This is a genomic window from Zwartia panacis (genome assembly GCF_030410395.1).
Classification (GTDB): Bacteria; Pseudomonadota; Gammaproteobacteria; order Burkholderiales; family Burkholderiaceae_B; genus Zwartia; species Zwartia panacis.
This window is the reverse complement of sequence record NZ_JAUHHF010000010.1, coordinates 1-25,840: the sequence shown is the minus strand read 5'-3', so window position 1 is coordinate 25,840 and position 25,840 is coordinate 1. Positions and strand designations below refer to the sequence as shown.

General features: G+C 56.7%; 24 protein-coding genes and 1 riboswitch. Of the genes, 12 read left to right on the top strand and 12 right to left on the bottom strand.

Going from position 1 to position 25,840, the window contains the following annotated elements; all coding sequences use genetic code 11:
- The first annotated feature begins 10 nt into the window (after positions 1 to 10).
- Positions 11 to 1,618, top strand: coding sequence for an alkaline phosphatase D family protein (locus QWY30_RS12480; protein WP_290241528.1), 1,608 nt, complete (start codon positions 11 to 13; stop codon positions 1,616 to 1,618).
- A gap of 210 nt (positions 1,619 to 1,828) precedes the next feature.
- Entirely contained in the window at positions 1,829 to 2,467 is a 639-nt protein-coding gene (locus QWY30_RS12475; RefSeq protein ID WP_290241525.1) for a response regulator transcription factor, read from the top strand.
- On the opposite strand, the gene QWY30_RS12470 is transcribed toward QWY30_RS12475, so the two are convergent.
- The 6 genes from QWY30_RS12470 to apaG all read right to left on the bottom strand — a co-directional run bounded on the left by QWY30_RS12470 (position 2,460) and on the right by apaG (position 8,183).
- A complete protein-coding gene (locus tag QWY30_RS12470; RefSeq protein WP_290241649.1) occupies positions 2,460 to 3,536 on the bottom strand; it encodes an AI-2E family transporter in 1,077 nt (358 codons plus the stop codon). The genes QWY30_RS12475 and QWY30_RS12470 overlap by 8 nt on opposite strands.
- The gene (locus QWY30_RS12465) at positions 3,533 to 4,480 is read right to left on the bottom strand and encodes a D-2-hydroxyacid dehydrogenase family protein (RefSeq protein ID WP_290241523.1); all 948 of its coding nucleotides are present in this window, start codon (positions 4,478 to 4,480) and stop codon (positions 3,533 to 3,535) included. Before QWY30_RS12465 ends, QWY30_RS12470 begins: the two co-directional genes overlap by 4 nt.
- A 49-nt stretch (positions 4,481 to 4,529) precedes the next feature.
- Positions 4,530 to 5,267, bottom strand: a complete 738-nt coding sequence (locus QWY30_RS12460) for a DsbC family protein (RefSeq protein WP_290241521.1) — start codon at positions 5,265 to 5,267, stop codon at positions 4,530 to 4,532.
- Between the two features lie 8 nt (positions 5,268 to 5,275).
- Positions 5,276 to 6,442 carry a UbiH/UbiF family hydroxylase gene (locus QWY30_RS12455; RefSeq protein WP_290241519.1) on the bottom strand — a complete coding sequence of 389 codons (1,167 nt, stop codon included), beginning with the start codon at positions 6,440 to 6,442 and terminating at the stop codon, positions 5,276 to 5,278.
- Between the two features lie 12 nt (positions 6,443 to 6,454).
- Positions 6,455 to 7,735, bottom strand: coding sequence for a murein transglycosylase A (gene mltA / locus QWY30_RS12450; protein WP_290241518.1), 1,281 nt, complete (start codon positions 7,733 to 7,735; stop codon positions 6,455 to 6,457).
- A gap of 73 nt (positions 7,736 to 7,808) precedes the next feature.
- Positions 7,809 to 8,183 carry a Co2+/Mg2+ efflux facilitator ApaG/CorD gene (gene apaG, locus QWY30_RS12445; RefSeq protein WP_290241517.1) on the bottom strand — a complete coding sequence of 125 codons (375 nt, stop codon included), beginning with the start codon at positions 8,181 to 8,183 and terminating at the stop codon, positions 7,809 to 7,811.
- A 59-nt stretch (positions 8,184 to 8,242) separates the two neighbouring features.
- Between apaG and rpe the strand changes: the two genes are divergently transcribed.
- From rpe to QWY30_RS12400, 9 genes are all read left to right on the top strand, one after another.
- Positions 8,243 to 8,953, top strand: a complete 711-nt coding sequence (gene rpe / locus QWY30_RS12440; RefSeq protein WP_290241515.1) for a ribulose-phosphate 3-epimerase — start codon at positions 8,243 to 8,245, stop codon at positions 8,951 to 8,953.
- Between the two features lie 9 nt (positions 8,954 to 8,962).
- Positions 8,963 to 9,646, top strand: a complete 684-nt coding sequence (locus QWY30_RS12435; RefSeq protein ID WP_290241513.1) for a phosphoglycolate phosphatase — start codon at positions 8,963 to 8,965, stop codon at positions 9,644 to 9,646.
- 249 nt (positions 9,647 to 9,895) lie between these two features.
- On the top strand, positions 9,896 to 11,434 hold the full coding sequence (locus QWY30_RS12430; RefSeq protein WP_290241511.1) for an anthranilate synthase component I family protein: 1,539 nt from the start codon (positions 9,896 to 9,898) through the stop codon (positions 11,432 to 11,434).
- Between the two features lie 23 nt (positions 11,435 to 11,457).
- Entirely contained in the window at positions 11,458 to 12,048 is a 591-nt protein-coding gene (locus QWY30_RS12425; RefSeq protein WP_290241509.1) for an anthranilate synthase component II, read from the top strand.
- A gap of 11 nt (positions 12,049 to 12,059) precedes the next feature.
- Entirely contained in the window at positions 12,060 to 13,088 is a 1,029-nt protein-coding gene (gene trpD / locus QWY30_RS12420) for an anthranilate phosphoribosyltransferase (RefSeq protein WP_290241507.1), read from the top strand.
- Positions 13,085 to 13,873, top strand: a complete 789-nt coding sequence (gene trpC, locus QWY30_RS12415; RefSeq protein WP_290241506.1) for an indole-3-glycerol phosphate synthase TrpC — start codon at positions 13,085 to 13,087, stop codon at positions 13,871 to 13,873. The genes trpD and trpC overlap by 4 nt, the downstream gene beginning before the upstream one ends.
- A gap of 8 nt (positions 13,874 to 13,881) precedes the next feature.
- A complete protein-coding gene (locus tag QWY30_RS12410) occupies positions 13,882 to 14,622 on the top strand; it encodes a uracil-DNA glycosylase (RefSeq protein WP_435433409.1) in 741 nt (246 codons plus the stop codon).
- 331 nt (positions 14,623 to 14,953) lie between these two features.
- A complete protein-coding gene (locus tag QWY30_RS12405; protein WP_290241504.1) occupies positions 14,954 to 16,708 on the top strand; it encodes a DEAD/DEAH box helicase in 1,755 nt (584 codons plus the stop codon).
- Complete coding sequence (locus QWY30_RS12400) at positions 16,611 to 17,975, top strand: class I SAM-dependent methyltransferase (protein ID WP_435433410.1); 1,365 nt, start codon at positions 16,611 to 16,613, stop codon at positions 17,973 to 17,975. Before QWY30_RS12405 ends, QWY30_RS12400 begins: the two co-directional genes overlap by 98 nt.
- 24 nt (positions 17,976 to 17,999) lie before the next feature.
- Here the strand turns inward: QWY30_RS12400 and QWY30_RS12395 are convergent, their stop codons facing one another.
- Positions 18,000 to 19,115, bottom strand: coding sequence for a tRNA nucleotidyltransferase/poly(A) polymerase-related protein (locus QWY30_RS12395; protein WP_290241503.1), 1,116 nt, complete (start codon positions 19,113 to 19,115; stop codon positions 18,000 to 18,002).
- Positions 19,112 to 21,259, bottom strand: a complete 2,148-nt coding sequence (locus QWY30_RS12390; protein ID WP_290241501.1) for a lytic transglycosylase domain-containing protein — start codon at positions 21,257 to 21,259, stop codon at positions 19,112 to 19,114. Before QWY30_RS12390 ends, QWY30_RS12395 begins: the two co-directional genes overlap by 4 nt.
- A gap of 69 nt (positions 21,260 to 21,328) precedes the next feature.
- Between QWY30_RS12390 and QWY30_RS12385 the strand changes: the two genes are divergently transcribed.
- Complete coding sequence (locus tag QWY30_RS12385; protein ID WP_290241499.1) at positions 21,329 to 21,949, top strand: 5-formyltetrahydrofolate cyclo-ligase; 621 nt, start codon at positions 21,329 to 21,331, stop codon at positions 21,947 to 21,949.
- Between the two features lie 46 nt (positions 21,950 to 21,995).
- Here QWY30_RS12385 and metF read toward each other — a convergent pair whose 3' ends face one another.
- The 4 genes from metF to QWY30_RS12365 all read right to left on the bottom strand — a co-directional run bounded on the left by metF (position 21,996) and on the right by QWY30_RS12365 (position 25,709).
- Entirely contained in the window at positions 21,996 to 22,841 is an 846-nt protein-coding gene (gene metF, locus QWY30_RS12380) for a methylenetetrahydrofolate reductase [NAD(P)H] (protein ID WP_290241497.1), read from the bottom strand.
- Positions 22,838 to 23,176: a phage holin family protein gene (locus tag QWY30_RS12375; RefSeq protein WP_290241495.1), complete on the bottom strand. Its 339-nt coding sequence runs from the start codon at positions 23,174 to 23,176 to the stop codon at positions 22,838 to 22,840. The genes metF and QWY30_RS12375 overlap by 4 nt, the downstream gene beginning before the upstream one ends.
- Before the next feature lie 79 nt (positions 23,177 to 23,255).
- Positions 23,256 to 24,671 (bottom strand): adenosylhomocysteinase, encoded by a 1,416-nt coding sequence (gene ahcY, locus QWY30_RS12370; RefSeq protein WP_290241493.1) that lies wholly within the window; start codon positions 24,669 to 24,671, stop codon positions 23,256 to 23,258.
- An 81-nt stretch (positions 24,672 to 24,752) separates the two neighbouring features.
- A riboswitch (S-adenosyl-L-homocysteine riboswitch) is annotated at positions 24,753 to 24,847 on the bottom strand.
- A 61-nt stretch (positions 24,848 to 24,908) separates the two neighbouring features.
- Positions 24,909 to 25,709, bottom strand: a complete 801-nt coding sequence (locus QWY30_RS12365; protein WP_290241491.1) for an N-acyl homoserine lactonase family protein — start codon at positions 25,707 to 25,709, stop codon at positions 24,909 to 24,911.
- Between the last annotated feature and the right edge of the window lie 131 nt (positions 25,710 to 25,840).

Genomic DNA, 25,840 nt, shown 5'->3' with positions numbered 1-25,840 from the left:
TCAAGGACACGTGCGACGCCGCCAACTACTCGGCCTGGGTGCCGCCTCGGCGGCACTGATCAGCTTGCCCAGTGCGAGCTGGGGGAGGGGGAGCGTATCAGCCGGTTCCGCTTCAGGCAAACACCACTCTACCGATCGCTGGTCGACCGATCCCTTTACGCTCGGGGTCGCGAGCGGCTCTCCCACCAGCGACTCCATGGTGCTCTGGACGCGCTTGGGATCCGAAGCGCTGGCACAAACAGGCAGAGCGCACGCGCACGTCCCGGTAGCTTGGCAGCTCGCTCACGACGAACAATTCACTCGAATCGCACAACAAGGTCAGCTGACCGCCACGCCTGAGCTGGGTCACTCCCTGCACGCCGAAGTTTCAGGACTTTCACCCGCCCGGGAGTACTTCTATCGGTTCATCGCGGGCGACGTCACGAGTCCAACCGGAAGGACCCGTACATTTCCCGCTCCCGACCAGGCCGCCTCTCGCCTGCGACTGGCCTATGCTTCCTGCCAACGCTGGGGCGATGGTTTCTATTCTGCATACCGGGACATGCGGGGACAAAATCTCGATGTCGTCATATTTCTGGGAGACTACATTTACGAATACCCTGCTTCGCCGTCTCGCGACGTGAGAGTCACCACGGGCGGATGGGTGCTCACCCTGGACGATTATCGCGCGCGCTATGCCCTGCACAAGTCCGATCCCCACCTGCAAGCCATGCATGCAGCATGCCCATGGATTGTGACCTGGGATGACCACGAAGTGCAGAACGATTATGCGGAGTTGCACGCTGGTTTTTCAGGCGCCCCTGTGCCGGACTTTGCAGCCCGCAGACGATCAGCCTATCAGGCCTTTTATGAAAATATGCCTGTTCGCCACGCTGATTTCGCGCAGCTCCTTAAGCAGCAAGGGGATCAGGTAACGGTCTTTGGAAGCACTCAATTCGGTCGCTTAGCCACCCTCTACAACTTGGACAACCGCCAGTACAGACACCGCCAGGCATGTACCCCGGGCGATCGAGCAGGCGGAGGAAGGATCAATCCGGATCAATGTGCGCTCTTGAACCAGGAATACCGCACGCTTCTGGGCGAACAACAAGAGGGTTGGCTCAAGCGCCAGTTCGAACGCAGTCAAACCCATTGGAATCTCATCGGTCAGCAAAGTCTGCTCGGGCCGCGCAACATGGGGGGCGCCACACCAAGTGTCTGGAATGACGGCTGGGGTGGCTACCCTGCGGCGCGGCAGCGACTCATTGATTCCATCCGCACGACACGTCTGAAAAATCCCGTGGTTCTCGGTGGCGATGTGCACCAAAACTGGGTGGGTCGGATACTGTCGGACTACGCCCGCCCAGACAGTCAGACTGTTGGCGTGGAGTTTTGCGGAACCAGCATCACCTCCCGCAACCGCGCGACCGAGGCTGAGCTGGCAAAGATCCTGCAAAACAGTCCTTATTTCTTATATGCCAATGCTGAGTATCGAGGCTACGGTGTTGTGGACGTGCAGCAACACACTCTGACCACCACATTACGTGCGGTTAAAAATATTCGCGATCCAAATTCAGAGGTCTTTACTTTGCGCAAGTTTGGTGTCGACACAGGTCGCCCAGAGGTACAGACCCTCTAACCAGCAGAGAAAATGCCTGATTAAACGTTTACAAAAAAGAAAAGGATCGAGCCCTTTTGCAATTGAATACCCTGAATGGCGTATATCCACGAATTGAAAAGTTTTGTAATGTTCAGCTGCAAGATGTAAGCGCAAGGATCAAACGGCGTTAGCACTCTCCGCTTTCGTCGATTGCTCTACTCAGAGTCATCACACTATTTTTGGTGCAGCGTGGATACTACAGGCTCAGGTCATATCTATTTAATTGATGATGATGCGTCCATTCGACGCGCACTTTCTGGCACATTGGAGCGCTTGGGCTATACGGTCAGCGTCTACGAGGCACCAGATGATTTTTTAAAAGGTGCTGTGCCGATCTCACCGGCCGTCGTTCTGCTCGATATGCGCATGCCTGGAAAATCTGGGGTCGAGGTACAAGCCGAGCTCATCGCCAACAAATGGCGCACGCCGATTATTTTTATCAGCGGCGAAAGCTTGCCTGCACAAATCGTTCGCGCGATGAAGCAAGGCGCAGCGGATTTCCTGCTCAAGCCTTTTTCAATGGAATCTTTGCTGCGCGCCGTGGATAGCGGTCTTGCCAAAGATGCCGAGCAACACGCTTTGTTGCTGCGCTCGCTCAACATCCAGCAACGCTACGAGCTGCTGACACCTCGAGAAAAAGAAGTCTGCAGCGAAATCATCTCGGGTCGCTCGAACAAAGAAATCGCGGAGATGAGTGGTTCGGCGGCCGCAACGATCAAACTTCACCGCGCACGCGTATTGAGCAAGATGCAAGCCAAGTCTTTGAGCGACCTGATCGCCATGTTCGAGGGCACGGATCTCCTGCCCCCGATTAAAAGTGTCAGCTAGGCGGTTGTTCGGTGCTTGACTGCACCTCAGATACCCACTCCCGCCACAATGCGACGATCAGGGCCATCAAAACCGGGCCAATAAACAGTCCGACAAAACCCATTGTCGTGACGCCACCCACCAAACCAAAAAACGTCGGTAAAAACGGCAATTTGACCGGTCCGCCCACGAGTCGGGGGCGCAAGGTCTTATCGACGATGAATAACTCGATGGAGCCCCACGCAAACAACGCGGCCCCGGTCAAAGGTTCACCCGAACCCACCAGATAAAGCGAAACAAGCGTAAAAGACAGGGGCGCACCACCCGGGATCATCGCCATCACAGCAGTGATCACACCCAGCAACACGGGCGAGGGGACGTCGGCGATCCAGTACGCCACGCCAAGGACTACACCTTCGCCAATCGCGATTAAACCCATGCCTGTGACTGTCGCACTAATCGTGGCAGGAATCACCCGCGAAAAATGCTGCCACCGTTGCGGCAACACACGCTCGCCCAGAATATCCAGCTGACCGACCATGCGGTGTCCGTCTTTATAGACAAACAAAAGTGTGATCAACATGAAAAGCAGCGTCAGCAGAATATGGAACACATTGCCGGTCGTGGACAAGATCAGACGATAAATGTTGCCGATATGCTGACCGCTCACCATCTCGATCATGCTGCCCAAGGCATGCGGCTGCCCCAGATATTCGTCCCAGTACCCCCCCAAACGCTCACCCACCAAAGGCAGGGCCGAAATCCAGGCCGGCGCGCTCACGCCATCTTTGTTCGCAGCGATCAACCAGCTCAACAAGTGACTGACCTCATTGATCGCAAAATAAAGTGCGGCCGAGAGCGGGATGATCAACACGAGCGTAATAAAAACAAGTGCACCGCTTGCGGCAAGCGTTGTGCGCCCGCCGCACACATCCACCCAGCGCGAGTAAAGCGGCCAGCTGGCAAACCCCACAATCAGGGCTGCCAGCACCGGCACCACAAAGCCACTAAAAAAATAAACGCCTGCCGCCAGCAATAAAACCAGCAGAATGCGCGCGACGATATGGACCGGCAGAACGGGTTGCATCAGGTCAGCACACGGGTGGGAGCACCGGCTGCAAAGGCCCCGATATTGGCCACGACGTTCTTGTAAAACACCGCAAAGTTCTCAGGTGTCGCGTAACCCAAATGTGGTGTCAGCACTGTACGCGGCACTTGGCGCCAGGGATCATTGGCCGTCACAGGCTCTGAGGCGTATACATCCAGACCGGCACCACCAATCTTGCCTTGTTCAAGCGCGGCTTTCAGGGCATCCAGATCCACCAGGCCCGCGCGCGAAGTGTTCACCAGATACGCAGTCGGTTTCATTGACTGAATACAAGCCGCATCCACGATCTTGCGCGTGCGCTCGCTTAGCACGAGATGGATACTGATCGCATCTGATGTTTTAAAGAGCTCTTCTTTGCTCACCAGTTTCACACCCGCCTCGGCGGCACGCTCCGCAGTCAGATTGGGGCTCCAGGCCACGACATCCATTCCGAAAGCGAGACCCACGCGACCAACCTGCTGACCCAGATTGCCGACACCCAACAATCCGAGACGCTTGCCTTTGATCGTTGGCGGCATCGAAGTCTGCCACAACCCCTTTCTCATGTTGGCATCTTCCTGGGGAATCTTTTTAAACAAGGCCAGCAGTAACGCCCAGGACAACTCGGCGGTCGCCCCTGTGCTCAGTGGGTCGCCGGGTGAGCCCGAAACCACCACGCCTTTCTTACGGCAAGCGTCCAGGTCGATCGAGTTATTACGCAGACCCGTTGTCACCAACAGTTTGAGATTGGGTAACGCCTCGATCAGTGAAGCCGGGAAAGCCGAGCGCTCACGCATCGCGACCACAACATCAAAGGGCGCAAGCGTGGCAGCCATTTTTTCGGGTTGAATGAATTCATTGAAAAAAGTGATCTCAGCCTTAAGAGAGTCCCAGTTGGCCATCCCTTTGGCCACTTTCAAGTAATCATCGAGTACGGCAATACGCATGTCTATCTCCGGTTGAATCTAATTGGATGAATGTTCAATATGATTTGGTTTACTTCAAACGCTTTTCAATTTCATCTTTCGGGATTGCTCCACCCACCCGACTGCCGTCGGCAAAAAACAAAGCGGGCGTGCCACGCACCATGAGCTTTTTACCCAAGGCGACCATCTCATCGATCGGCACCTCGCAATCCGCTTTAGGCGGAACTTGACCCTTGAGCATCCAAGCATCCCAAGTGGCTGCGCGATCGCTTGCGCACCAGACATTTTTCACTTTTTGGGTCGAGTCGGGTGACAAAATCGGGAACGGGAAAGTGTAAACCGTCAGATTATCAATTTCACCCAGGGACTTTCGCAAGAGTTTGCAATAGCCGCAATTAGGATCTTCGAAAATGGCAAGCTTGCGCGAACCATCACCCTTGACTTGCTTCATCGCTAGCTCGAAGGGCAGCTGATCAAAGGGCACGCGTGAAATCGCGTCCAGACGCTCTCGCGTATAGTCCTGACGCGTTTTTGCATCAATCAACGTGCCATCAAATACAAAGGTCACTTTTTCGTCTGTGTAAACAAGATCGGGGCCCAGCTGAACTTCATACAAACCATAAGGCGTCGGCCGCACCGCCGTAATCGACGGATTGTCAAAACGTTGCTCGAACAGTTTTTGCACGGCCTTGGACTTGGCATCCGTGGTCCCTGCGCCCGCTGCGGAAGGCGCGCCTTGAGCGAAGGAAGACGCCGTAAAAGACGTCGCGCACAGCACGGTCAACCCTAACAAAAAACGCTTAATCATGACTGCTCCTAACGAGAGGCACCTTCAATTAACTGGCGCTTGATAAAAGGCAGTTTTTCAACCACATTCATACCGGCATTGCGCAACCAGACTACGGGTGCTTGCCGGGCATCAAACAAACGAAACAAACCATCGGTCACCAAGCGCATGGCCAGCACAGGCTCGGCGCGCGCGCGGCGATAACGCCTCAAGAGCATCGCATCACCAGGACTGCGAAAAGACTCGCGACCCACTATGGTATCAACAAGCGCCTCGACATCCCCCAAACCGAGGTTTAAACCCTGGCCTGCCAAGGGGTGCAGGCGGTGAGCCGCATCGCCCGCAAGCGCCAAACCCTCGGCGATCATCGGAGACTGATTCAAACTCAAGGGAAAACCATGCAAGGGACTGCGCATGGTCAGCGCGCCAAGACGCGATGCCGTCATTTCATTGAGTTTCGCACTCAAATACTTGGACTGCTCTGGCGCGGACATCGACAACACTTCGTTCGCCATGGACTCTTTCGCGGACCACACCATCGAGACTTGGGGTCCCTGCGTTGTCGTGGGCATGGGCAACAACGCCAACACCCCCTCAGAGGTAAACCACTGCAGCGCCGTCCCCTGATGCGGGAGTTGACAGTTGAAATGCGCCACCAGCCCGGTCGCGCCGTAGGGTCGGACCGTCACAGGCGCGCCTGCCGCAGCGCGCAAAGGCGATTGCGCACCATCAGCCGCCACAAACAACTCCGCCTCCAGTACAGAGCCCTGCTCAGTCGTGATCCGCCCTGGCGCATAGGTGGCAAATTTTTCAGGCACCCAGGACACCCCAAACATCTGAACCGCTTGCGTCAGGACGCGCTCGATCTCAAGCGACTCGACGATCCAGGCGAGTTCGGTCTGCGCCGTCTGCCAGGCGTTTAAATTCAGCAAACCATCGCCATCGCCATGAATTTCCATCGCCTCGACCGCAGTCAGCCGCTTGGCATCCAACAATCCCCAAACGCCCAACTCAGCAAGGAATCGCTGACTGGACGGAGAAATCGCATACACGCGCGCGTGAAATTCCTCAGCGCGTGCGGGCTCGAAGCTGCGCTTGGGTCCGAGCAATGTCGCACGCTCGCCCCGACGGGCAAACGCCAGAGCGGTCGCCAGACCAACGATGCCTGTCCCGCAGACGACGATTGGGTCGCTCATAAAATGTTCATCTCATCGCGCCGAAGGTTGGCCGGCTTGTTTGGGCCACAACACCCACATTTGACCCTGCTGCTTCATGCGTCCTGCCATATTGCCAGCCGCCTCGCCAAATCCCCAATAAAAATCCGCACGCGCGGGACCGCGGATCGCCGTTCCCGTATCCTGGGCAAAAACCAGTCGGTTGAGGGGATCTTTTGAAGACGGCATGGTGGTTGCCAAAAATACTGGTGTTCCGAGCGGCACGAAATTCGTGTCGATCGCAATCGATCGCTGCGCCATGAGCGGGATACCGTAGGCACCCTTTGGTCCGATCTCCGGATCCGTGACAGGCTCTTCCTGGAAAAAAACCAGTGCGGGGTTGGCATTCAACATTTCCTGGACACGATTAGGATTGCGTTTGGCCCAGGCACGAATGTTTTGCATCGAAGTCTGCGCGAGGGGGACCTCGCCCTTGTCGGCTAACCACTTTCCGATCGACACGTATGGATGCCCGTTGTGATCGGCATACGCCACACGTATGGTTTTTCCGTCAGGGAGCTGCACACGGCCCGAGCCCTGAACCTGCAAAAAGAAATTATCCACGGGGTCGTCCACATAGACGATCGCAGGGGGGCGTCGACCTGAGGACTCAAGTGCGGCGCGGCTGTCATAGGGCACCACGCGTTTACCCTCGAGTTTGCCGCGCACGCGTTTGCCAGCGAGCTCGGGATACACCCGTCCCAGATCAATCGTCAGCAGATCGGCAGGTACGGTATACAGCGGCCACTGATAGGCGCCCCCTTTTGTGCGTGAGCCCTTAACAAGAGGCTCGTAGTACCCCGTGACGATATTGGACGCTGGCTTGCCATCAGGCCCCTGCAAACGCCAGGGCGCAAGCCATGTCTGAATGAAACGGCGCACTGCCTGAGGATCATTGGCGGCAGGCGCACGCTTGGGATCAAGTGCCGCGGCGCACACTGGCTGCCAGGCTCGCGGAGTCGCACGGGTCGGTCCGGCCAGATTGGTGGAGGTCGGACGCATCAGCCCCCGGCAATTTCGCACAAAGGTTGTCCAGACATTACGCAGATCGTCATTATTCCAGCCTGGCAAATCAGACCAGCTCGCCGCCACAAACTTTCCCTGCAAAGCACGGGGAGCGCTATCTGGCAACGCACCGATGCCGGGGACCGTGAGCGGCGCATCCGGGGTGGCCACACCTGGCTCGGCTGATTCCGGTGGCGTCGACACCGTCGAACATCCTGCAATCAGGACAACGATCGCAGCCAAACCCAGACGAAAAGCTCTTTTTTGCATTGCTCTATCTCAATCAATGTTTAATGCAACGGTTACCGCAAGACAACTGAACGCGTCGATGCTCAATGCAGTGTCAATGCAGGGTTCTGGGCATGGCCAACACGAACTCAGGAATATCCACCTCAAAGGGCACGCCGTTTTCACCCACGCAATGGTAGCTGCCACGCATCGTACCTACCGGTGTTTTAAGCGGGCAGCCACTGGTGTACTCAAAGGTCTCGCCAGGTCCCAGCAAAGGTTGTTGTCCCACCACACCCAAGCCGCGCACTTCGTGCTCGCCCTGTTCACCATCCGTGATGATCCAGTGGCGACTGATGACTTGTGCCGGACGCTCACCAGTATTGGTGATCCGGACTTTATAGGCGAACACAAACTGTTGTTTGCCCGGATCAGACTGCTCCGGCACAAAATGCGGTTCAACCGCGACTGAGAGCTCAAAAGGTTTCACAAGCACATCCAAAGAAAACTGCAATAATGAGGGTCACCCAGACTCGGTGCTCGACCATCATGCCAGAAACTCACACTTTACCGAACGCCCGCCTCGCGCCCAGTATTTTATCTGCGGACTTCGCCCGACTGGGAGAAGAAGTTAGAAATGTTGTGGCTGCCGGTGCTGACTGGATCCATTTTGACGTCATGGACAACCATTACGTTCCCAACCTGACGATTGGCCCGATGGTTTGTGAGGCTATTCGCCCCCATGTGCAGGTTCCCATCGACGTGCATCTTATGGTCGAACCAGTCGATAGCCTGATCCCGATGTTCGCCAAGGCGGGCGCCAATGTGATCACTTTTCATCCGGAAGCCTCCCGCCACGTCGATCGCACCCTCTCGCTGATCCGCGACCAAGGTTGTCAGGCAGGGCTGGTTTTTAATCCCGCCACCCCGCTGGAGTGCCTCGCTCATGTGATGCACAAGGTCGACATTATTTTGCTGATGTCCGTGAATCCAGGCTTTGGCGGCCAAAGTTTTATCCCCGGGACACTCGCCAAGCTTCGCCAGGCACGCGCGCTGATCGATGCCCATACGCGAGCAGGTGGACAACCGATCGCGCTCGAAGTCGATGGCGGCGTGAAAACCGATAATATTGGCGCCATTCGTGCCGCCGGCGCGGATACCTTTGTCGCAGGCTCAGCAATTTTTGGTCAACCAGACTATGCCCGCGTCATTCAGGAAATGCGCACTCAAATCGCTCTCGCCGATCAACAACCTAGGTAGTAAAAATAAATGCCCGCATCCAAATCCTACGACGCCGTCTTGCTGGATCTTGACGGTACATTGATGGACACCATCCCCGACCTGGCGATCGCAGTCAACGCCATGCTGACGCAGCTTGACTTTGCCACCATGCCGCAAGCCGAGATTTCGACCTATATCGGCAAAGGCTCTGACAACCTGATGCGCCGCATCCTGGCAACCGCCCAGGGTGGCAAGCCCGCCTCCGAAGAGTTGTTTTTACGTGGCCGCGACATTTACTACGCCGAGTATCACAAGATCAACGGCGACAACGCCATCATTTTTGACGGCGTGATCCCCGGGCTCGAACGCATCCAGAGCATGGGCCTGAAAATGGCCGTCGTGACCAACAAAAACACCGAGTTCACCATGCCGCTGCTGGAGCGAACCGGACTGTTGCGCTTCATGGACGGCGTCGTCTGCGGTGACACCCTGCCTGAGCGAAAACCCCATCCGGCGCCGATGCTCCACGCCTGCTCGCTTCTGGGCTCCCAGCCCGTTCGTACCTGTGCGGTGGGCGATTCGATTAACGACGCCTTATCGGCGCGCGCTGCCGGGTGCTCGGTCCTAGCCGTACCCTATGGCTACAACGAGGGCCAGAGCGTGCACACTCTGGATGTCGATGCTATAGTAGACTCCATTGATGCAGCAGCCCTTTGGGTCGCAGCACGCTAGTTCGAAAGATTTAGCCAGAAGATTAAGTACTTGAGATTTAGATATACAGATGAATACACCCGCTCACATACAAGCCATTCCCCGCGCCTCGTGGCGCTGGTGGCGTTTGTGTTCCGGGTGACGGTTCGTCTGACTCCGGCCGCGAGGCTGTAACCTCAAAGCCAACGATACAAACCAAGCCCGTCCAACCATGGCCGGGCTTTTTTATTGGACAACCCGGTCTGCAAACTGCGAGAACCGCCCAAACAGATGACTGAAATCGAATTCAAAGCGCTTGCCGCCCAAGGCTACAACCGAATCCCGCTGATCGCCGAAACCTATGCCGATCTGGACACCCCTCTCGGGATTTATCTCAAACTCGCCCATAGCGGACCTCAGGGCGGAAAAAACACCTGCCTGCTCGAATCCGTGGTGGGTGGCGAACGCTTTGGTCGCTATTCCTTTATTGGTCTGCCCGCGCGCAATGTCATTCAGGCGCGTGGCACCAAAACCGTTCTGCTGCGCGATGACAAAATCGTCGAAACACACGAAGGCGACCCGCTCAGCTTTATCTCCGAGTATCAGAGCCGCTTCAAGGTAGCCTTGCGGCCTGGCCTGCCACGTTTTGCGGGGGGGCTGGCGGGCTATTTTGGCTATGACACCGTCCGCAACATCGAGCCCAAGCTAGGTCCTGCAGTGAAACCCTATCCTGCAGGCATGGGTGAAGGACCACCGGACATCCTGTTACTGCAAACCGACGAGCTCGTGATCGTCGACAATCTGGCCGGTCGTATTTACTTGATGGTTTACGCGGACCCTGCCGAGCCCGAAGCCTTTAACCGCGCGCAACAGCGTCTCAAAGAACTGCGTATCAAACTGCGCAAACCCGTCGAAATCCCCTACAGCCACTCCAGCGTGGTCACCAAGGAAGAGCGCAGTTTCGCCAAGGCGGACTATCTGGCAGCCGTGCGACGCGCCAAGGAATACATCGCTGCGGGCGATCTGATGCAAGTCCAGGTCGGACAAGTCATCACTAAGCCTTTCAGCGATTCGCCCCTGTCGCTTTACCGCGCCTTGCGCTCGCTTAATCCCTCGCCGTATATGTACTTCTGGAATTTTGGTGATTTCCAGGTCGTCGGCGCCTCGCCCGAGATTCTGGTGCGCCAAGAAGCTCTGCCTGTTGCCGAAGATGCTCCCGCAGGCACGCAACCCGAAACAGAGATCACGATCCGCCCGCTGGCCGGTACGCGCAAGCGCGGAGCCACCCCCGAGGAGGATGCGGCGTTGGCACAAGAGCTGCTCGCCGATCCCAAAGAGCGCGCCGAACACGTCATGCTGATCGACCTCGCGCGCAATGACGTCGGTCGCGTGGCCAAAATTGGCTCGGTCAAAGTCACCGACACCATGGTGATCGAACGCTATTCGCACGTCATGCACCTTGTGTCCAACGTCACCGGCACGCTCGAAGCAGGCATGAGCAACATGGATGTGCTGCGCGCGTCCTTCCCCGCTGGCACGCTGACCGGGGCGCCTAAAGTGCGCGCCATGGAAATGATCGATGAGCTCGAGCCCGTTCGCCGCGGCATTTATGGCGGCGCGGCTGGCTACCTGAGCTACGGCGGAGAAATGGATGTCGCCATCGCGATTCGCACGGGCATCATCAAGGACGGCATGCTGTATGTGCAAGCTGCTGCCGGCATCGTGGCCGACTCAGATCCCGAAATGGAATGGCTCGAAACCGAAGCCAAAGCGCGCGCTGTTTTGCGCGCCGCCGAACAAGTGCAAAACGGTCTGGATGATCCGTTCTAACTCGCCAAAACAGGACTGATGACATGTTATTGATGATCGACAACTACGACTCGTTTACTTACAACCTGGTGCAGTATTTTGGCGAGCTCGGCGAGGACGTGCGCGTCTACCGCAACGACCAGATTACCCTCGACGAAATCGACGCGCTCAAGCCAGATCACATCTGCATTTCGCCCGGCCCCTGCTCGCCTGCCGAGGCGGGTGTGTCTGTCGACGTGATCAAACGCTACGCTGGCAAAGTGCCCATTCTCGGCGTATGCCTGGGACATCAGGCAATTGGCGCCGCCTTTGGCGGCAAGATTGTCCGTGCCCAACAAATCATGCACGGCAAAACCTCGGAGATTACGCACACAGGTTCGGATGTGTTCAAAGGCCTGCCTTCTCCCTTTACGGTGATCCGCTATCACTCCCTGGCGATTGAGCGTGCGACGATCCCGGACTGCCTCGAAATCACCGCGCAAACTGCGGACGGAGAAATCATGGGCGTACGTCACAAAACACTGCCGATATACGGCGTGCAGTTTCACCCCGAATCCATTTTGAGCGAACACGGTCACGCCCTGTTGCGTAATTTTCTCGAGCTGCCTGTCACCACAATCGCCTCGACCAAATAGGACTGCGCACCATGATCACACCTAGCGAAGCACTGCACCGCTGCATCGAACATCGTGAAATCTTTCATGACGAAATGCTGCACCTCATGCGCATGCTGATGCGTGGCGAAATGTCGCCCACCATCGCTGCGGCCTTGTTGATGGGTCTGCGCGTAAAAAAAGAAACCATTGGTGAAATTACGGCTGCCGCGCAAGTCATGCGCGAGTTCGCCACGCCCGTGCATGTCGCCAACCCGCAAGATATGGTGGATATGTGCGGCACAGGCGGCGATGGCAGCAACACGTTCAATATCTCCACAACAGCCATGTTTGTCGCCGCGGCCGCAGGCGTGCCCATTGCCAAACACGGCGGGCGCAGCGCCTCCTCATCCTCCGGCAGTGCGGACGTGCTCGAGGCGCTCGGCGCCAATCTTTCACTGACACCCGAGCAAGTCTCCGCATGCATCGCGGAAACTGGTATTGGTTTCATGTTTGCCCCCGCCCATCATGGCGCGATGAAAAACATCGCCCCGATCCGCAAAGAACTGGGTGTGCGCACGATTTTCAATATCCTCGGGCCTCTGACCAACCCCGCAGGCGCGGCCAATCAGCTGATGGGCGTTTTTCACGCCGATCTGGTGGGCATCCAGGTGCGCGTATTACAACTCTTGGGTTCGCGACATGTCATGATCGTGCATGGCAAGGACGGCATGGACGAGGCCTCGCTGGGCTCCGGCACGCTGGTCGGCGAGCTCAAAGACGGTGTCATTCACGAATACGAAATCCATCCCGAGGACTTTGGACTGAACATGGCCTCCAATCGCAGCATCAAAGTCGCGAGCAAGGAAGAGTCTCGTGATTACGTACTCGAAGCGCTGGGTAACACGCCCGGTACCGCCCGGGATATTGTGGCCTACAACGCCGGACTGGCGATTTATGTCGGCAATCATGCCGCGACGATCCAGGATGGGATTAAGATGGCTTTTGAAGCCATCGCGAGCGGTGCCGCACGCGACAAACTCGAAGCCTTTTGTGCACACACACGGAAATATGCAGCATGAGCGACATCCTGAAAAAAATCCTCGCCGTCAAAGCCCAAGAAGTCGCGACCGAGCGCCAGGCGCGCAGCGAAGCCGAGCTGTTAAAGGAAGCCAAAGCGCGCAAAGATGTCCGCGGTTTTGGTAAAGCCCTCGAGGCAAAGATCGCGGCTGGCTTACCTGGTGTGATCGCGGAAATTAAAAAGGCCTCTCCCTCCAAAGGCGTGCTGCGGGAAATTTTTCTGCCCGCTGAAATCGCCCAGTCGTATGCCGAGCATGGTGCGGCTTGCCTGTCAGTGCTCACTGACAAACAGTTTTTTCTGGGCGACGATGACTATCTGCGCCAGGCTCGCGAAGCTTGTGTGCTGCCCGTCTTGCGCAAAGACTTCATTGTCGACCCCTATCAAATCATCGCCGCGCGCGCGATGGGCGCGGACTGCATCCTGTTGATCGTGTCAGCACTCAGCCCGGCGCAGCTTGCCGAGTTTGAACAATGCGCGTTCGAGCTTGGCATGGACGTCCTCGTCGAGGTCCACGATGCCGAGGAGCTTGAGATTGCGCTGGAAATGAATACTTCTTTGCTGGGTATCAATAATCGCAACCTGCGCACTTTTGAAACATCCCTGCAAAACACACTCGACTTGTTGCAGCGTATCCCCATCGGCAAACTCGTCATCACCGAGAGCGGTATTCTGGCGCCCGAGGATGTCAAACTGATGCGTGACAACGACGTCAATGCTTTCCTGGTGGGAGAGGCCTTCATGCGTGCGCCAAACCCCGGTGCAGAGCTCGCCAGACTCTTTGCCTGAGTCTTGTTTTGAAGAGCAACCAGCTCGAGCACGCTTCACTCTGGACGCATATCGATTGCCTGCCGCAATCTTGGCGTCCCTGCTTTGAAGCATCGCCTGTACGTACCGCGCTCGACAGTCTCAACGCGATGCTGCAAGCCCGCCTTTCCCAGGGCGTCATCATCTATCCAGCGCGGCCCTTTCGCGCGCTGGAATCGCTGGAACCCCACGCCGTCAAGGTTGTGATCCTTGGTCAAGATCCCTATCACGGTCCGGGACAAGCACAGGGTCTCGCCTTTTCCGTGCCGGACGGTTTTAAACGCCCACCCAGCCTGAGAAACATTTTCCAAGAAATCGAACTTGAGTTTCCTACTGATCACGGCACGCTCACGCTCGAGTCCGATCTGCTTAAAAATGACTTGTCACGCTGGGCTGAGCAAGGCGTACTGCTCCTGAATACCAGCCTCACCGTCGAGGACGGACAACCCGCCTCGCACGCGCGCGCAGGCTGGGAAACCGTGACAGACGCGCTGATCGCAGACGTCGCCCGCGATCCGGGTCCCAAAGTGTTTATGCTGTGGGGCGCTCACGCCCAGGCCAAGCGCGCCTTGATCGCGGGGCATGGAGAGCACCTGATTTTGATGTCCAACCACCCCTCTCCGCTCTCTGCGCGCAGACCCCCGACACCCTTTGTCGGATGCGGTCATTTTCGACAGGCGAATGACTGGTTGGCGCAACACAATATCCAAGTAATTGACTGGAAAGCATAATTTTTCGCATAAAGGGTTTACCCCAACCAAAAAATAGGTTAGTATTCGGGCTCTGCATTAAAAGTGTTTCAGCACAGTCTTCACATAAGCAGTGCTTTGCATATAAGTGCATATGTCCGAAAACAGGCAAACAACCTGAACTTCGGCTTCACATCATCGATTCCTGACCTCCTTTCCTTTCGTGGGCAGCTAGTGTGATCCAGATAGATGGATCTCCAGCCCAGACGTTCGGTTGATTCGGTCGGCACGATGCTCGATTCAACCGACTACCGCCGGTCTACCAATTCTCCGGGCTGCGTCATATGGCCACTATCTGGCCAAAAGGAAAGTCATGTCCTTCGATTCGTTGGGGCTTGCCCCCGCTTTTTTGTCTTCCATTGAACGTACCGGCTTCACCACGCCGACACCCGTGCAAATGTCTGCGATTCCAGCAGCGCTGGCCGGTGCCGATTTGATGGTGTCCGCCCAGACAGGTAGCGGCAAAACCGCGGCCTTTATGCTTCCCGCACTGAACAAAATCGCACACAAGCCTGCCAACAAAGGCCGTGGCGTACAAGTGCTGGTGCTGACCCCCACCCGCGAACTCGCCATGCAGGTGAGCGAAGCCACCGAAATGTACGGCAGCAATCTCGATGATCTGCGTGTCGCGACCGTTGTCGGCGGTATGCCCTACGGCGCACAGCTCAAAGCCCTCTCGCGCCGCGTTGACGTGCTGGTGGCCACACCTGGCCGTCTGCTCGATCACCTCCAGGCCCGCCGCGTTGATTTGTCGACCGTTCATACGCTCGTACTCGACGAAGCCGACCGCATGCTCGACATGGGTTTTATCGACGACATCAACACCATCGTGGACCGTTGCCCCGAATCACGCCAAACCTTGCTGTTCTCGGCAACGCTGGACGGCACGGTTGCCAAGCTGGCCGCTCGCATGATGCGAGATCCACAACGCATCGAAATGACCTCGCAGTCAGATCGTCACGCCAACATTACACAAACACTTTTGTATGCAGATGATGCCGGCCACAAACTGCGCCTGCTCGATCATCTGTTGCGCGATGTCTCGATGGACCAGGCCATTATTTTTACCGCCACCAAGCGTGGCGCGGATGATCTGGCCGAACACCTCTCGGATAGCGGCTTCTCAGCGATGGCTCTGCATGGCGACATGAATCAGCGCCAGCGTTCACGCACCTTGTCCGAAGTTCAAGACGGCCGTGTCCGTGTCCTGGTCGCGACCGACGTCGCCGCACGCGGCATTGATGTGCAGGCCATCAGCCACGCCATCAACTACGACTTGCCGATGCAGCCCGAAGATTACGTCCACCGTATTGGCCGCACCGGTCGCGCCGGTCGCGATGGCGCAGCCTTTACGCTTGCTGTCCACAGCGAGCGTCATAAAGTGCGCCGCATCGAACACTTCATCGGCAACACCATTCCGCCTGGCGTGATCGCAGGTCTCGAGCCACAGCGCACACCAAGCTCACGCCCCGAAGGCGCATCGCGCGGTGCGGGCGGCAAAAAGCCTAACCGCTGGAGCAATGATCGCAGCGGTGACCGCTTTGGAAGCAGCAACGACCGTTATTCCGCTGGTCGCAGCGAGCCACGTACCTTTGCACCTCGCGGTGACAAGCCCTATGCGGATCGCGGCGAGAAATCTTTCGCGCCTCGCGGTGACAGACCATTTGCTCCACGTGGCGACAAGCCCGCCTATGCACCACGCGGTGACAAGCCTTTCGGTGATCGCGAGCGCACATTCGCGCCACGCGGTGACAAACCCGCTTACGCACCTCGCGGTGATCGTCCACAAGGTGCGCGCAGCGACAATCCTTTCGCCAGCACACGCGGTGAAGGTCGTCCTTTCGAGCACCGCGGCGATCGCGCACCGTCAGACCGTCCAGCCTACGCAGGTAAACCTGCCGCCCGCCCCGGTCGCGATTTCGCGCCTCGCTCAGCTGCGCCAGGCGGCAAGACTTTCGCCCCACGCGGTGATGGTCCTGCACGCGCACCTGGTGCGGCACGTCCTGGTGCGCCTCGCGCTGCGGCAGGCGCACGACGTGGCTTCAACTTTGACGGTGGTCGCCGCTAATCAAGCGATCCCCATCAGCGCGGACGCACTGGCTCATAGTCAGCGCGTCCGCGCTTTTTTGCATCAACAAATCCAGCAGGCTGGTGGTTGGCTACCCTTTAGCGTCTGGATGCATCATGTCCTGTACGCCCCCGGACTCGGCTACTACGCGGCAGGCAACACCAAACTGGCTGAAACGCCAAGCCATCACGCCACTGCACTGAGTGGTGACTTTGTCACGGCGCCCCAGCTCACCCCCTTGTTCGGACAAACTCTCGCGCGACAAGTCGCGGAGATACTGCATCAAACGGACACGCTTGATGTGCTGGAGTTCGGTGCGGGCAGCGGCGCGCTTGCGCACGATATCCTGAGCGCACTGAACGAGATGGGACTCCATGTCCGCTACAACATCCTCGAAGTGTCCGCCGATCTTAGACAACGCCAGCAACAACGACTGGCTGCCTGGGGCGAGCGGGTGACTTGGCTCGAGACACTTCCTACAAGTTTTAGCGGCTGTGTGATTGGCAATGAACTACTCGATGCCATGCCAGTCGAGCTCTTTGTCTGGTCTGAACAAGGCGAAGTGCTGGAGCGCGGTGTCGTGTCGCTCGCACCGGTTCAGGCACCCGATCAAGCACCCAATCAGACAACAAACCAGACAACAGATGCCGACTCTGAAGGCTTTTTCCCAGGATTCGCCTTTCAAGACAGACCCGCCGCGCCGCAACTCGCCGCCACGGTCCAGGCACGTATGCCTGCCTTGCCCGGCTACACCTCTGAAATCAATCTGCAAGCAGAAGCCTGGATCCGTGATCTTGGCCACTGGTTGACTCGCGGCGCGGCCTTGTTGATCGATTACGGTTTTCCGCGTCATGAGTACTACCATCCTCAGCGTCAACGTGGCACCTTGATGTGTCATATCCAGCATCGCACGCACGACGATGTTTTTCTCGCACCGGGTCTCCAGGACATCACCGCACACGTGGACTTCACTGCCATTGCCGAGGCCGCGCAAGACAGCGGCTTAAGCGTGCTGGGTTACACCTCGCAAGCACGTTTTTTATTGAATGCAGGCTTGCCCCAAGTCCTTGAGGCCTATGCCCAGCAACAGATCGAGCACCCTGATCCAAAAGCTCGCGCACGTACCTATGCCGCTGTTCAAAAACTGATTTCTGAGGCGGAAATGGGTGAGCTTTTTAAAGTGATCGCACTCGGTCGTGGCGTTCAAGCACCACTGAGCGGCTTTACCCAAAGCGATCGCTCAGGACAACTCGTTCAAAGCAATTAATTCAAAGCAGTTAATTCAAAGCAGTTAATTCAACGCAGCTAATCGCGCGGCACGTACCGCTTGTTTGATTTGCGCGGGCTCAGAGGCCGTTCTTGCCGCAGCACCCGCATCAACGGCTAATACAGCATCCAGCCGCTTGCGCCACCAGACGACATCCACGTTTTGCACCAGCTTGGCCGTTTCGAGCAACACACCGAAGCGCTCGGGTTTCCTGATTGCATCACACGTTTCTAACAACGACATCACGTGTTCAGCAGTATTGTGCCCCGCGGCATTGGACGCGGCTGGCTGTTGCACACTGACCAAAACAAGAGGCAACAAACGCGCCAGATCGATACACTCGGTCGGAACACGTAAACGCTTGGCCAGTTCGGCACGCGCGTCTGTATCCAGACAAAGCAACGCATAACGCGCACTCAACGGCAAGGACACCGTCGCGGCGGCTGCCGCATCGATAAGCTGCGCGACCCGCGCACTGTAGTGCCACTCGGGCATGATGCGCACACTCGCCCCCGTATCCACTAAAACAGCCAGCATGCGCGACGGTTTTTCACTCATCAAGCCGCGCGACAATTCCTGCCAGACACGCTCGGGCACCAGCGCATCGACTTCGCCCGTCGCGACCATCCGGCGACAGAGTGCCAAGGTTTCAGGCGCGACTGAAAAATCAGTAAACCGCGCGGCAAAACGCGCCAGTCGCAAAATCCGAACGGGATCTTCCTCGAACGCGGGACCCACGTGACGAAACAAGTGTGATTGCAAGTCCGCCACACCATTGAGAGGATCGACAAGCTCGCCCGTCATGGTCTGCGCCATCGCGTTGATCGTCAAATCCCGACGTTTTAAATCCTCTTCAAGCGTGACATCCGCGCCTGTGTAAAAGGTAAAACCTTTGTATCCACGGCCCGATTTTCGTTCGGTGCGTGCCAGGGCATATTCTTCTTTGGATTGAGGATGTAAAAAAACAGGAAAGTCGCCACCCACAGGAATAAATCCTCGCGAGAGCATTTCCTCGGGCGTCGCGCCCACCACCACCCAGTCACGGTCACCCGCCGGACGACCTAACAACGCATCGCGTACAGCTCCACCCACGATGTAGACCTGCAAACCACGCAAGGCGGCATCCGCATCCTTTGTCACGGCAGAGGCGAACGACCGTAGGGTCGAGGCTCGATTTGACCCAGACGCTGTTTGAGCGACTGAGGGTTGCCCGTAAAGACCGCAGCATAGTATGTCGCATTGGACATCACTTTTTTGACGTAATCACGCGTTTCATTGAACGGAATCGTTTCAGCGAAAATCGCACCTTCGACAGGCGCGTCGAGTTTGGAACGCCACAGCATGGGACGTCCCGGACCCGCGTTATAGCCCGCGCTGGCGAGCACCTGCGAGCCACCCAGATCGGCTTGCACCATACTCAGATAACTCGTTCCCAGCTTGGTGTTGGTATCGAAATCATTCACGCTGCTGGGTGTGAAATCCGTCAAACCGATTTTCTTGGCCATCCATTTAGCCGTCGCCGGCATCAATTGCATCAAGCCCGAAGCGCCCACATGTGAACGCGCATCCATGATGAACAGAGACTCTTGACGGATCAGCCCATACACCCACGCTGGTTCGACATTGACTTCACGCGCCTGCGCGCTGACACGTCCCTCAAAAGGCGCGACAAAACGCTGCGTAAAATCCACCTCGCTCTTGGTGCGACCCGAAGTCACCACCACACGGTCGTAAATACTCTCGCGACGCGCGAGCTCAGACGCCGCCAGCAACTGACGATCCGTCATCCCGCGAATCGCAAAATTCCACTCGGGGACCGCCTCCGGACGCCAGCCTCGCTTGAATAAAGTGACCGCGCGTTGCAAACCAGGATTGGCACGCGCCTGCGCCAACTCTTGCTCAGTCACCGGATCAGGTCGTTTCGGCGCGGTGATCGTGCGGCCCAACTCTTCGGCTGCGAGCTGACCATAAAAACTATAGTCCGCCGCAATCGAGGCATAGGCTTTTTCGGCATCGGCTTTTTTACCCGTCGCAGCCAAACCACGGGCTTTCCAATACACCCAGGTCGGATCGCTGCGCTGCGGCTCGCGCATCGTATCGATCCCTTGCATGACCCACTTCCAGTCGATTTTGGGTTGACGCAACGCAATCCGAACGCGCCAGGCCTCGTTGTTATCAGACAAACGTACCGTGCCCGACTCGCGATACCACTGATACGCGCGTGGATCGAGGTTCATGCTTGCGACCAATGCCATCTGGCCATAGACCCATTGCGAGTACTTCTTGGGCAGCAAATTCTTCCACTGTCTGTTCATCAACGAATCGGCCGCTGCCAAATCCGTACGCGCCACGCGCGCAAGACCAATCGCAATGATCTCATTGCGCTCGACCGAACCCAGCGCGGTTTGTGTCGCTAACCAGGCCGCCGGAGCCTTGATCATCGCGTCATAGGCCGTCAATTCTTTGGTATCAAAGACATACGCCGCAAACCGACGCGCATCCGGTAATTTGTTATTTTCAATCGCCTCATGCAAATAAGGAATCAGCTCCGCATTCGTCAAGACACGATCAGCGACCAACTGATCGAACAGCTTCCAACAGGCCCCGAACGGGACAAAAATCTTCATCGCTTCGGCAGCTGTTGCACGCTGACCGCCCATGTGTCTGGCTTCAAGTTGCGCGCACAAGACTTGATTGCTCGGGTTCAGCACCTGCCCGAGATTTCGCACGGTGACAAAATCTCCACTGCGCGCAGCGGTCAACACCCACTCCCCGCGCAAACGGTCCGCGAGATAAGAACCATTATTTTTTTCGAGAAACTGTTCAAGACTTTGCGCGACATTGGGCGTGCGGTACAGGCCCAACTGGGTGCGCAGATACCAATATTCGGGATAGGTCGCCAAGACATCGCCACGCGCTTGCGGCACATAACTGGCAAGCTGACCATATTGTTTACTGTTGAGAGCCTGACGGGCGGCCGCGACGGCTTGAGCCGCAGCTGTCGCATCCGGGGCAGCGATGGTTTCTTTAACAGTGGGCGCGGCACTAGCGGTCGCAGGCGCGGAGCTATTTGGTTTGAGTGCGGATGTCGACAAAGATGGAGTCTGAGCAGTAGCACCAACAGGCGCCATGCTGCCGTCGGCCTTCAGTACATATTGCTCAGCCGCAGGCTGCGCCTGCGCGTGCGCAGGTAGGGACATCGTCACTGTGCCACTACAGGCCAGTGCGGCCACCAAGACGCGAACCTGAACCCGGATATTCTGATACTTTGCGCTTGTGTGCATACAATGCCTTTAGACGACTTGCTCAACCATTCAACATTCGCAACGATTTGCGACTCACTGCCACGGTATATGTTAAAGAATAGCGCAGACCTGCTCCGTATGCGGCTTCGCAGCATACGACAGACCATTCCTGTTGCCGAACGCCAACAACTGAGCGTCCAGCTTTGCGCCAAACTGCAAGAATGGTTTGAGGCAAGGCTTTTGGCCCGCCCTTTGATCGGACATTCAGAACCGGAAATAGTTGCGGGTTTTTGGCCGTTAGCAGACGAGCCGGATTTGCGGCCCTTGCTCCGTCATCTCCATTCGCAAGGCACCGTCGTCGCCTTGCCTCTGATGATCAAAAAAGACCACCCGCTCGAATTTCATGTCTGGCGCCCGGATGATCCTCTCATTCCTGGAAACTTTGGCGTCATGGAACCTGTTCGGGGTGAGGTGTTGCAGCCCACGATACTGCTGGTGCCGACGCTGGGATTTACCGAGCAAGCCGCGCGCATCGGCTACGGTGGCGGATATTACGATCGCACGCTCGCTCAGCTTAGCCAGACCGGTCAGCCCTTCACGACGATTGGCATCGCCTGGGATCAGGGGATGATCCACAAAGAAGAGGGTTACGAACCCGAGGCACACGACTATCCACTCGACGCCGTGCTGACGCCCTCAGGCTGGACGCCAGACATGCCACCCGCCTGATGCAACTTAGCGCGAAGCAACTTAGCGCGAAGCAACTCAGCCCGATTTAACGGCCCAGTCCACGCCAGATCGACAGCGTGGCTTCGGCATTATTGAGTGTGTAAAAGTGCAAACCGGGCACGCCATTGTCCAAAAGCGTTTCGCACAGACTGGTCACAACGTCAGCGCCAAACGCACGGATCGACTCCTTGTCATCACCCATCTCGGCGAGACGCAAACGGATCCAGCGCGGCACCTCGGCGCCGCACATTTCCGAAAACCGCATCAACTGTGTGTAGTTGGTGATGGGCATAATGCCCGGCACGATCGGGATATTGACGCCTTTGGCTTGAACACGATCGACAAAATCGAAATACGCGTCGGCATTGAAAAAATACTGGGTGATCGCACTATTGGCGCCCGCACGGACTTTGTGAACAAAATGCGCGAGATCTTTTTCAGGTCCTGAGGCCTGGGGATGCATCTCGGGATAGGCGGCAACCTCGATATGAAACCAGTCGCCAGTTTCCTGACGGATGAATTCGACCAAATCGCTTGCATGATGCAAGGCACCGGCCGCACTCGCCCCCATTCCCGAAGGCATATCGCCGCGCAATGCAACGATGCGACGCACGCCTTCGTCACGATAGCGCTGCAACAAGGCCTTGAGATCGTCGCGTGACGAACCAATACACGACAGATGCGGAGCAGCATCGCAGCCGAGCCCGCGCATCGTGCGAACGGTATCAAGCGTACCGTCTCGGGTCGAACCACCCGCGCCAAACGTCACGCTGACGTAATGAGGCTCGATCACCAACATTTGTTTAGCGCCATCAACGAGTCGCTGCTGGGCGGCAGCGTCGCGGGGAGGGAAAAATTCGAGGCTGAAAGCCGGCGTTACTTGTGAGGTCATTGATTAATCAGACTTGTCAAAAACCCGGAGATCACGCTGTAGAGCAGCGCACCACCCACCGCCCACCAGAAACCGTTGACCTGAAAACCTTTCAGAATCGAGCCGGCGAGCCAGAACATCAGCGCATTGATCACGAGTAAAAACAGACCCAGCGTCACGATCGTGATGGGCAAGGTCAATAATATGAGAATTGGTTTGACCAGCATATTGATCAAACCAAGCACAACAGCCGCGAGCATGGCAGACCAGAAACTGGACACCACGATGCCGGGCAACACGTAAGCGACGATCAGCAGTGTCACCGCATTTAATATCCAGACCAACAATAAAGCCATGACAATCTCCGGTGAGCACTGCTTTGAGCCGCTAGCCGGAACATCCGGCTAGACGACTCTGTCTTTCCACTCAAACCGATCAATAACGGTAGTGATCGGACTTGAAAGGACCTTCTTGCTTGACGCTGATGTAAGCCGCTTGCTGAGGGGTCAACGTCGTCAAGTTCGCACCAATTTTCTTGAGATGCAAACGGGCGACTTTTTCGTCCAGATGCTTGGGCAATACATAGACCTGGCCAGCCTTGTACTGATCATTGCGCGAGAACAATTCGATCTGGGCAATCGTCTGGTTCGTGAACGATGACGACATCACAAACGAGGGGTGACCCGTACCGCAGCCGAGGTTCACGAGACGACCCTTTGCCAGCAAGATGATGCGCTTACCGTCAGGGAAAATCACGTGGTCGACTTGTGGCTTGATTTCTTCCCACTGCAAATCTTCGATCCCGACGACATCGATTTCGTTGTCGAAGTGGCCGATATTACAAACAATGGCCTGATCCTTCATGCGATCCATGTGGGCGCGCGTGATGACGTTGTAGTTACCGGTGGCTGTGACAAAAATATCTGCCTTGTCAGCCGCTTCTTCCATGGTGACCACTTTGAAGCCTTCCATCGATGCCTGCAGTGCGCAGATAGGATCGATCTCGGTGACCCAGACCTGGGCGCGCAGGGCTGCGAGCGCCTGGGCAGAACCCTTGCCCACATCGCCGTAACCTGCAACCACAGCGATCTTGCCAGCGATCATGACATCGGTCGCGCGCTTGATGGCGTCAACCAGCGACTCACGGCAGCCATACAAGTTGTCAAACTTGGACTTGGTGACGGAGTCATTCACGTTGATGGCCGCGAAAGCCAGTTCGCCTTTCTTCGACATCTGATACAGACGCAGCACGCCTGTGGTGGTTTCCTCGGTCACGCCCTTGATCTGGGCCAGACGTGTGGAGTACCACTTTGGATCTTTTTTGAGTTGCGCTTTGATCGCGGCAAACAATACGACTTCTTCTTCGGAGCTCGGGCTATTCAACACCGAAAGGTCTGTCTCGGCTTTGGTGCCGAGGTGCAGCAACAGCGTTGCATCGCCACCATCGTCCAGAATCATGTTGGCCTGCTTGTCGCCTGGCCATTCAAAAATCTTGTGCGTGTAGTCCCAGTACTCAACCAGTGTTTCGCCTTTCTTGGCAAAAACAGGTGTGCCCATTGCTGCGATCGCGGCAGCGGCATGATCCTGGGTCGAGAAAATGTTGCACGACGCCCAACGCACTTCGGCACCAAGTGCCTGCAGTGTTTCGATCAGCACAGCTGTCTGGATCGTCATATGCAGGCTGCCTGTGATACGGGCGCCTTTCAGAGGTTTGGTTTTCGCGAACTCTTCGCGTGTGGCCATCAGGCCGGGCATTTCTGTTTCAGCAATGGCGATTTCCCGACGACCAAAATCGGCAAGTCCGATATCGGCGACGATGTAATCCGTGAATTTCTCTTTGATTGCGTTCATAGTGTTTAGGCTCCGGTAAGCCCGCGGAGCAACAATTGAACGGCTGTGTATTGAGCACCACCGCAATCGCTGCCGGGCAGGATTGGGTGAGCGCCGTTAAGGTCGACAAATGGCCGACGGTAACGTAGAAGCTTTTGAGCCTGGCGGGTGATCCCGTCGCAACGCTCCTCAAAAGCACAGCCATTGTAGCCCGTTTTCCGACACATGGACAGGGTTAACCCGGCAACCCTGAAAAAGCTAAGCCTTTAGTGGTGGAAAATGTAACGCCACAATATCGTTGGCCGGATCACCATGGAACGGGTAACGCGCACGTACCAGGGGATCATGTCCCGGAATGATGTGTTCGGGCGAGGCGGCCGCCGCGCGCAGCGTCGCATATCCAGCCACCATGTCACCCACATGAAACACGATCGGAAAGGGCGAGGGACGTTCCATGTTTTCGTAATAATGACTGGCATCCGAAGCCAGCACGACCCAGCCACGGGCGGTATGGACGCGTAAAGATTGCAGCCCTTTGGTATGTCCGCCGATTTTCATCAACTCAATACCCGGTGCGAGCTCAACCCGCCCCTGATGAAAATGCACACGCTCGGCATACACGCGACGCACCAGACTGACCACATCCTCTACATCATAAGCATGGCGAAACAACCCATGACACATGTGCTTGCCGCAGGCATAGTCCAACTCGTCTTCCTGCACATGAAAACGCGCGTTCGGAAGCAAATCGATATTGCCCGCATGGTCATAATGCAAGTGCGTCAGCACGACGTCTTCGATATCCGTGGGTGCCAGCCCCAACAACGACAAAGCACCAATGGGACAACGCAAGAGCGTGCGACCACGCTCTTTGGCCTGTCGCGCATTGAAACCCGTATCCACCAAAATATTGCGCTGCCCATCGCGGATCAGCCAGACAAAATAATCCATCGGCATCGACTCATCGTGCGGATCCTGAGCGATGAAGTTTTCGCGGCGCATGCGTTGCTGAATCGTCGCATAGCGCAACGCATAAATTTCATACTTGGGCAGGTTCATTGTTTCTTATATGGACGCCTCCCGGTTTGGCAAGAAATATTTGATTTCGACAGTTAAGGTGGTTGCAGTCTTATATCCGGTCTGTTTGTGCAGACGCGAAGCCTGCTGACCCTGATGGAATTCGCCGAGAA